At 39.9% G+C, this 8842-nt stretch carries 10 protein-coding genes; 8 read left to right on the forward strand and 2 right to left on the reverse strand.

The window, feature by feature from the left end; all coding sequences use genetic code 11:
* Positions 1-68 precede the first annotated feature (68 nt).
* The 6 genes from secG to FHQ08_RS09115 all read left to right on the forward strand — a co-directional run bounded on the left by secG (position 69) and on the right by FHQ08_RS09115 (position 5229).
* The gene (gene secG / locus FHQ08_RS09090; protein ID WP_230914096.1) at positions 69-311 is read left to right on the forward strand and encodes a preprotein translocase subunit SecG; all 243 of its coding nucleotides are present in this window, start codon (positions 69-71) and stop codon (positions 309-311) included.
* Between the two features lie 95 nt (positions 312-406).
* A complete protein-coding gene (locus FHQ08_RS09095) occupies positions 407-1168 on the forward strand; it encodes an alpha/beta hydrolase (RefSeq protein ID WP_230914097.1) in 762 nt (253 codons plus the stop codon).
* Positions 1165-3414, forward strand: coding sequence for a ribonuclease R (gene rnr / locus FHQ08_RS09100; RefSeq protein ID WP_230914098.1), 2250 nt, complete (start codon positions 1165-1167; stop codon positions 3412-3414). The genes FHQ08_RS09095 and rnr overlap by 4 nt, the downstream gene beginning before the upstream one ends.
* Before the next feature lie 14 nt (positions 3415-3428).
* Complete coding sequence (gene smpB / locus FHQ08_RS09105) at positions 3429-3902, forward strand: SsrA-binding protein SmpB (protein WP_230914099.1); 474 nt, start codon at positions 3429-3431, stop codon at positions 3900-3902.
* Between the two features lie 130 nt (positions 3903-4032).
* Positions 4033-4563 (forward strand): TetR/AcrR family transcriptional regulator, encoded by a 531-nt coding sequence (locus FHQ08_RS09110; RefSeq protein WP_230914100.1) that lies wholly within the window; start codon positions 4033-4035, stop codon positions 4561-4563.
* An 81-nt stretch (positions 4564-4644) separates the two neighbouring features.
* A complete protein-coding gene (locus FHQ08_RS09115; protein ID WP_230914101.1) occupies positions 4645-5229 on the forward strand; it encodes a GNAT family N-acetyltransferase in 585 nt (194 codons plus the stop codon).
* Here FHQ08_RS09115 and FHQ08_RS09120 read toward each other — a convergent pair.
* Both FHQ08_RS09120 and FHQ08_RS09125 read right to left on the reverse strand, forming a co-directional pair.
* The gene (locus FHQ08_RS09120; protein WP_230914102.1) at positions 5226-5750 is read right to left on the reverse strand and encodes an LURP-one-related/scramblase family protein; all 525 of its coding nucleotides are present in this window, start codon (positions 5748-5750) and stop codon (positions 5226-5228) included. The genes FHQ08_RS09115 and FHQ08_RS09120 overlap by 4 nt on opposite strands.
* A 21-nt stretch (positions 5751-5771) precedes the next feature.
* A complete protein-coding gene (locus FHQ08_RS09125) occupies positions 5772-6641 on the reverse strand; it encodes a Cof-type HAD-IIB family hydrolase (RefSeq protein ID WP_230914103.1) in 870 nt (289 codons plus the stop codon).
* 115 nt (positions 6642-6756) lie between these two features.
* On the opposite strand from FHQ08_RS09125, the gene FHQ08_RS09130 reads away from it, so the two are divergent.
* Both FHQ08_RS09130 and pta read left to right on the forward strand, forming a co-directional pair.
* Positions 6757-7452: a uracil-DNA glycosylase gene (locus tag FHQ08_RS09130; RefSeq protein ID WP_230914106.1), complete on the forward strand. Its 696-nt coding sequence runs from the start codon at positions 6757-6759 to the stop codon at positions 7450-7452.
* Between the two features lie 75 nt (positions 7453-7527).
* Positions 7528-8505 carry a phosphate acetyltransferase gene (gene pta / locus FHQ08_RS09135; RefSeq protein WP_230914104.1) on the forward strand — a complete coding sequence of 326 codons (978 nt, stop codon included), beginning with the start codon at positions 7528-7530 and terminating at the stop codon, positions 8503-8505.
* Positions 8506-8842: the final 337 nt, after the last annotated feature.

Consider the following 8842-nt stretch of genomic DNA (forward strand, 5'->3'; position numbering starts at 1 on the left):
TATTATAGTGGGATTTATGCTACTATTTTATAGTGAATATTGACCGGTTTTAATTTGGAGGTATTACTTTGTATAGCATGATTCAAACACTTTTAATCATTGATTCCTTCTTGATTGTTTTCGCCGTTATGATGCAGCCAAGTAAACAACAAGATGCTTTAAGCGCATTATCTGGCGGTGGCAATGAACTTCAGTCTAGTGTGACCAAGAAACGCGGCTTTGAAGCATTTATGGTCAAAGTTACTTGGGTACTTGGCACCCTATTCTTCGTCTTTGCTTTAATTCTTGTCTACTTATCTTCACACAAGTAAATTATATTAATGTGTAGCCGGGGCGAAGCTTTTTTCGTTGCCGGCTTTTTAATGATGAAGTCCTTTTACTTTAAGACAGTTAGGAGCAATATACTTTGCAATATAAAATGCCACAGCCTTTATACTATGATGCTGGTAAAGTGGGTATCGTTTTATTGCATGCTTACTCAGGTACTTCCAGTGATCACCATATGTTAGGTCGATTCTTAGAAGGCGCTGGATATAGTGTTTATATCCCTCATTTTACAGGACATGCAACCTTTGAACCTCTAGACATTTTAGAACAGGGCAGTGCAGAACAATGGTGGACAGATACTAAAGCTGCAATTAGATATATTGCTTATAAACATAAACAGCCTATTTATGTTTTTGGTTTATCAATGGGCGGTATTTTTGCGACGAAAGCTATTATGACGTTAGATGCGGTAGTTGCTGGTGGGGTATTTAGTTCACCTGTCATACCACAGCCCGAAAATAATGTGTATCCTAATTTTTTGAAGTACGCGCGTCAGATATATCGTTATGCTAAAATTAAGCCTACTGAGATTGAAACAAAGATGGCAAGAATTGAAACGCTATTACCTAAACAATTAGCAGATGTCCATGCTTTTGCTCGAGAAATGGTGTCGGATTTAGGGACAATTACGAAGCCATTTTTTATTGGACAATCGGGGCAAGATGAAATGATTGATGCTCAGGGCGCCTACCAATTACGCGCAGCTTTGAAGCAGGCCACTGTGGATTTCCACTGGTATGAGAATGCCAGTCATGTACTGACAGTCGGTCCCGCCCATAAACAATTACAACTGGATGTTTTACATTTTATTCAAAAGACAAATGAAGAGGTGGCAAATTGACACAAGCCGAAAGATTACAAACAGATATTTTAGAAATTTTTCAAGGTCAACCAGATCGCAAGTTTACGGTGCAAGAGATCAATGATCAGATCGGCTTTAAGGGGGCTTCTGCTTTTAAACGAGTTGTTAAAAGTATTGCACAACTTGAAGGTGAAGGCCGAATTCAAATTAGTAGTAAAGGTAAATTTAAATTAGCTGAACAAAAGAAGATTATTAGTGGTATTTTCCATGCCAATGAACGCGGCTTTGGTTTTATCGCTGTTCCTGATTCTGATGATCCAGATATTTTCGTGCCTAAAGAGGCTACACATACCGCAATTGATGGCGATGAAGTCACTGCTGAAATCGTACGTGACGGAGATCCTTGGCGTAACCGTGGGCCAGAAGGTAAGATTACCCAAATTCTGACGCGTAACCTGACAACAATTGTTGGTGATTTTACCCAGTATTCTGATGCAGAAGCGCATAAAACAGGTTTCGTTGGCTATTTACAAAGCCGTGAAAAGAAGTTGAATAAGTTACCTGTTTTTCTATCGGAAAAAGGCTTACATCCTCAAATGGGCGATATTGTTTTAGCGGATATCACGGACTATCCTTCACCCGAACGGCCCGGGCAGATGCGTGGTATTGCTGTTAAAATCATTGGCAATAAAAATGATCCTGGCGTGGATATTGAAAGTCAAGTTTATGCCCATGGGTTACACATCGATTTTCCGCAAGAAGCTTTGGACCAAGCAAATCATATTCCAGATCATGTGACCGAAGCAGATAAAACTGGGCGAAAAGATTTAACGGATCAACCTGTAGTTACAATCGACGGGGACGACTCTAAAGACTTTGACGATGCTGTTGTTGTCTGGAAAATGGCTAACGGGCACTATCATTTGGGTGTGCATATTGCAGATGTTAGTTATTATGTAACTGAAGGCTCACCACTAGATCATGAAGCTTTCGATCGTGGGACAAGCGTTTACTTGGCGGATCGTGTCGTACCAATGATCCCATTCCGTCTTTCTAACGGTATTTGTTCATTGAATCCAGATGAAGAACGCTTGGCAATGACCTGTGATATGGAAATCGACGAACGTGGAAAAGTCGTTAATTCTGATGTCTATCCTAGTGTGATCAAGTCTCACGCACGCATGACGTACAATAACGTGAATAAAATCTTGAATCACGAAGATCCAGAGCTTGAAACTAAATATGCAGATCTTGTACCTATGTTTGAACTGATGGCAGAGTTGCATAAGATTCTATTTGACATGCGTCATCGTCGTGGTGCTATTGATTTTGAAGATGCAGAAGCACAAATTATTGTTGATGAAAATTCACATCCAATCGATATTGTTTTGCGGGAACGCGGTACTTCTGAGCGGATGATCGAATCGTTTATGTTGGCAGCCAACGAAACAGTAGCTGAAACTTGGAATAAGCGACATGTGCCATTCCTATACCGGGTCCATGAAACGCCAGATGAAGAAAAAGTAAAATCATTCTTTGAATTTGTATCAGCATTTGGGATCAAAGGCGTGGGCTCAGCTAAAGATGTCAAACCTTTGATGCTGCAAAATGTGTTAAGTCAGGTGGTAGACACACCTGAAGAGTCTGTGGTAAATATTATGTTATTGCGGAGTATGAAACAGGCACATTATTCTGATGAATTATTAGGTCACTTTGGGATTGGTGCTCAATATTATACACACTTTACCTCTCCAATTCGGCGTTATCCTGACTTAATCGTGCACCGATTGATCCATGATTATTTAGCTAATGGGACTGGAGAAAAGGAACAAGCTCACTGGCGCGAAGCTTTACCGGGAATTGCTGAACAAACATCGATTCAGGAGCGTAAGGCAGTAGATACCGAACGTGATGTGGACGATTTACTCAAAGCTCAGTATATGGAGGACCGTGTCGGCGAAGAATTTAATGCGGTCGTCAGCTCGGTTACTAGTTTTGGGATGTTTGTGGCCTTAGATAATACAGTTGAAGGTTTGGTTCATATTTCAACGATGGCAGATGACTATTACAGTTATCACGAACAGAGTATGACTTTGATTGGTGAACATACCCATAAGATGTATAAAATTGGACAACCAGTTCGTGTTAAATTGATGCGAGCCGACGTAAAACAGCGACAGATCGATTTTGAACTTGTTTTATCAGCAGCAGATCAAAAAAAAGCAGCTGCAAAGCGGCCACGTGAAACTCAAAGTAGGGGTAAACGTTCAGATCGTCGCAAATAAGCGGGGTGAGTTTTTTGGCGAAAAAACAACATAAAAAAGCGCCTAATGAATTGGCAAATAATCGTAAAGCCCGTCATGATTATAGTATCTTAGAAACTTATGAGGCAGGTATTGCCTTGACGGGAACCGAAATCAAATCTGTTCGTGCAGGGAAGATTAATTTAAAAGACGGCTTTGCCCGCGTGCGCAATAACGAATTGTGGTTAGAAAATGTGCATATCAGTGAGTACAAACAAGGCAATCAGTTTAATCATGACCCATTAAGAAATCGTAAATTGTTACTACACAAAAAAGAAATTACCAAATTAGCTGGTGTGGCCCAGGACAAGGGGATCACGATCGTGCCGCTTAAAGTCTATTTAAAACATGGTTTTGCCAAAGTTTTGATTGGTGTTGGTAAAGGTAAACGTCAATATGATAAACGTGAGACTTTAAAACGTAAAGAACAAGACCGAGAAATGGCGCGTGCATTAAAAAATCGTTATTAAATTAAATCGGATCAATGACAAAAGATTAGTGAATACTAAAATTTTTGTCATTTTTTTTGCTTTAAAAAATAAAAATTGGTATAGTTCAATTACAAATGCTGAATTGTTTTCGTTTGATTAGGAGAATTTAATGCACACTGAACTCACCAGAAATTATGTGATTCGTACGTTAGGGGATTATTTATCAGAGCAGCGAGTTAAGAAATTAACGGTGCAAGAGTTACTGGTAATTACTGGAGTGAGTCGAAGTACCTTCTATCGGCACTTCAATAATGGGTTACAAGATATCTTTTTTGCCGTAGTCGAGGAACGGCTGTTATTGAAATTACGCCAATGTAGTAGTTGGATGTTGGCACTGGATTTACTAGTAGAAGAATTGGTTGCTCAGCGAATCTTGTTTTTAAATCTTTACCAAAATTCCAATGTCATGCGCCAAGAGTATTTTTTACAAGAAACATTTGAATGCTTTATAAGCCAGTATTTTAAGCCTCAATATTTTGCACGCATCAATGCCAGTTACATGACTTTTTTTACCGATGGGTTACGGTTAAAAATTCGAGAATGGCTAACGAATAATTTGAATATTGAGCCGAAGCAAATGCGTGCACAATTAGATGCACTCAGTTTATTACTGATTGACAATAAGTTTAAACTTGGTTAAAACCATAATTTGGTAGTTTCTTTTTGGCACCCTTTGCGTATGATTTCAGTTCTCTGTATGATTATAGGTGAGGTGAATTAATTGAAAATTAGACCAGCTGAATTACAAGATGGGCCACAGGTTATTCCGATCATTAATCAAATATTTGAAGAAATGGAAATTCCAACATTACAAGCGCTATCGACAGCTAAACTATTTGCTATTCTAAACAAGCTTTATCAAACTAAAACTTATCGTTACAGTTACCGTCGCATGCTTGTGGCTGTTGACGATAGTAAAGATGAAAAAAAGCCACGCGTTTTTGGCGTGGCGGTGAGTTATCCAGAAGTAGATGAAGCGACAATTGATACAGATTTAGAACCTTATTATGCTCAGTTGGGCTTACAACCGGGTCAGGAACTTTTCCCGGATCAGGAAGCTTTTCCAGGTGAATGGTATTTAGATTCTTTAGCTGTTGCGCCGAATACGCAAAGTCAGGGAATTGGTAGCCAATTATTGGCCGCAACTAAACAATTGGCCCGAAATCACGAGTATTCTGTTTTATCCTTGAATGTCGATCTGCTTAATCCTGGCGCCAAACGATTGTATCTGCGTCAGGGATTTAGAGTTGAGAAAAAAATTACCATTGGGCCACATCAATACGAACACATGACTTTTGAACTTTAATCACCCCAAATTAATTGGCCATCGGTTATTGGAGAGGGTGCTTGCCCGCGTTTGGTGTTTTTAGACCACAAGTCTAAAATCATGCTAATCAAAATTGCCACTGGAACATCTTGCTGCCGTTTAACAATGAGATCTTTTGCTAATGCACCATCTGAAAGCAATGCAGTGTCCACTTGAAAGACTAATTGGCCATGTGTAAAGGCTTGGTAGTGGTTATCCAATAAATCGCCAGTAATGATCCAGCGTAAGTCGGTTACGAAAATGAATTGGTGCCAAACACCAATAATTCGTTTGATAGCGCCGACTTTTTTGTTTGCAATCAAAATATCAAAACGTGGCAAAAATCCAGGAGATACTTGTTTGATTTCACCAACTAAGTTACCAGATAATTCATGCAGCTCAAAACTATCATTCAGCATACCCTGACGGCCGACGACGTAATAAATTGGTTGCTGGGTCGCATTATAAACCATCGCCATATGTTGTCGTTGTGCTGTTTGATTTTTGATATATACTTCCATATACTCACCAAATATTAGTTGTTAGATTTCACCGTTTAAGGCCCATTGAATTGCTTTACCGACGCCATCTTTGGTATTGAAGTCCGTTGTTCGATTGGCGATTGCTTTAATGTGAGGTACAGCGTTTGCCATGGCAACGCCCATACCTGCTTCACGAATCATCGATTCATCATTCAAATTATCACCCAAAGCCATAACTTGTGTCATAGGAATATGCTTAACGGCCGCATATTGCTTCAAAGCAATACCTTTTTGTGCTTGGATATCATTAATTTCAATATTGTTATCGGATGAGGAAGTGACCACTAAGCCTCCGAGATGATCAATAGCTGTTCGTGTTTCTGTAAAGGCTTTTTGACCGCGTTTATCAAAGGCGATAATTTTGAAAACTTCTTTATTGGGGTCTGATAGAATCGTGTCAAAGTTATCAATGTAATTGATATTCATCAATTCTAATCGTGCAGCCGCTAAAGCCACAGCAATTTTATAAGGTTGATCGGGGTTTAGAGTGACCAGTAAATCAGCTACATTTTGAATTCGACGTATTTTACTTTCGGAAAAAGGGCCTTCACTGGTAATCATTTCAAAGTAAAAGTCGTTTTGTCTTAAAAGCGCGACTAATTGGTGTAGTTTGTCTCGATCGAGTGGATGCTTCACAACTTCTTTGCCGTCGGTATCAATGACTAGAGCACCGTTTAACGTAATGAATGTGGTATGTAAATCATGGGCATCTAATAGAGGCTTTGCTTCGGTAATCCCACGCCCAGTAGCTACGATAAAATCAATTCCGGCCTTTTGTGCTGCTGTGATTGCAGCAGCGTTGTTTTCTGAAACTTCCATACGATTGTTGAGTAAGGTGCCGTCCATGTCTGAAGCGATAATTTTGATCAAGATAAGTGACCTCCAGTAAATATTCTAGTTTAAGTTTAGCATAGAACCGCAAGAAAATTACGGATTAATCAAGCAAAAATCGGGACATCCTGTATAATATGGACCATAAGGAGGAATTATCGTGACAAAAACATTGATCCACAATGACTGGCAAGAGGTACTAGGTCCAGAGTTTGAAAAAGATTATTATCAAGAATTACATAATTATTTGAAGCGGGAATATGCTACTAAAACAATTTATCCGGATATGTATCATATTTTTCAAGCTTTTGAATGGACGCCATTTTCAAAGGTAAAAGTCGTTATTCTAGGACAAGATCCATATCATAATCCTCATCAGGCACATGGGTTAAGTTTTTCAGTCGTTCCTGGAACAAAGGTACCCCCTTCACTAGTCAATATTTATAAGGAATTACAAAGTGATTTGGGCTATCCACCAGTAAAACATGGCTATTTGAAATCTTGGGCAGATCAGGGGGTATTATTATTGAATTCTGTCTTGACGGTGGAAGCTGGTCACGCCTATTCCCATCGCGGCAAAGGTTGGGAACGTCTAACTGACACAGCTATTGAAAAATTGTCCAGTAAGGGTGGCGTCGTTTTCATTTTATGGGGCAATGCCGCTAAGGCTAAAATGAAACTAATTGATGAAACTACGAATGCAGTCATTACTTCGCCACATCCCAGTCCTCTATCGGCACATTATGGCTTTTTTGGCTCAAAGCCATTTTCCAAGGCAAATCACGCCTTAATGCAATTTGGCGAATCACCAATCAATTGGCAGTTGCCTGATGATCCCGGTGAAAGTTAAGCTAGGACTTCACAAGTACTTGGAAAAAGTGTATCATAACTATGATAACGTTTACATATTAGGAGGCTTTTCCCCGTGGATTTATTTGATAGTTTAAAACAAAAGATTGCCGGTAAAAACTTAACGATTGTTTTTCCAGAAGGTTATGAACCTAGAATTATTGGCGCAGCTGCCCGATTGAATGCAGATCAAGTGTTGAAGCCCATTCTGCTAGGTGAAGCAGCTAAGATTCAACAGATTGCCCAGGAAAAAGGCTTTAATTTAGGTGATATTCAAATCATTGACCCAGCCACATATCCAGAGTATGAATCGATGGTGGCCGCATTTGTTGAACGCCGTAAAGGCAAAGCAACTGAAGCCCAGGCACAAGAGTTATTGCGTGATAACAATTATTTTGGCACAATGCTAGTTTATTTGGATAAAGCGGACGGTATGGTTTCTGGCGCCATTCATTCGACAGGTGATACTGTGCGGCCGGCTTTACAGATTATTAAAACACGGCCCGGTGTGAGTCGAACGAGTGGGGCTTTTATTATGCAGCGTGGCCGTGAGAATGAGCGTTATCTCTTCTCTGATTGTGCAATCAATATTGATCCTAATGCCCAAGAACTGGCTGAAATTGCGGTAGAATCCGCTAAAACAGCAGCGTTATTTGATATTGATCCAAAAGTAGCTTTATTGAGTTTTTCAACGAAAGGTTCGGCCAAAGCCGATCAAGTGACTAAAGTCGCCGAAGCTACCAAAATTGCGCAAGAATTGGCACCGCAATATGAAATCGACGGTGAACTCCAATTTGATGCGGCTTTTGTGCCTGTTGTAGCTCAGCAAAAGGCACCCGATTCTCACGTGGCTGGACAAGCAACGGTATTTGTTTTTCCTGAATTACAATCTGGTAATATTGGTTATAAGATTGCACAGCGTTTTGGTAACTTCGAAGCTATCGGTCCGATCTTACAAGGTCTAAACAAGCCAATCTCTGATTTATCAAGAGGTTCTAATGAAGAAGACGTCTACAAGTTATCTATCATTACAGCTGCGCAAGCTTTACTTTAAAGTGGTGCTAGACTAGATTATTGAGCGCAGGTAGCTTTAATTTTGATTTAATTAAATATTTATAAGGTGACGAGAGTGAGACAAAAGGCGCTTAGCACCTGAGCCATTCGTGGTTAGGTGAGGGCGTTGCCTTTTGGAACACATTTAAAATTTAATTATTCGTAAACACATAGTGGCTGAAAACAAAACGTTAGTTTTGTCCCAGCCACGTTTTTAGTGCGCCCGGCATGGGCGCTAACTTGGTGGTGAAAGTCCACTATAGACCGTAGTAGTCGGAACTATTAGTTGAGGACAAGGGTGTCCACCGTGAGGTGGAATCTGAAGGAAGTCTAAAGCA

This window comes from Agrilactobacillus fermenti, from assembly GCF_021030645.1.
Lineage (GTDB): Bacteria > Bacillota > Bacilli > Lactobacillales > Lactobacillaceae > Agrilactobacillus > Agrilactobacillus fermenti.

Excerpts from the sequence above, each read along its gene's own strand:
- FHQ08_RS09110 (WP_230914100.1), top strand. The coding sequence starts at position 4,033 with ATGCACACTGAACTCACCAGAAATTATGTGATTCGTACGTTAGGGGAT.
- FHQ08_RS09120 (WP_230914102.1), bottom strand. The coding sequence starts at position 5,750 with ATGGAAGTATATATCAAAAATCAAACAGCACAACGACAACATATGGCG.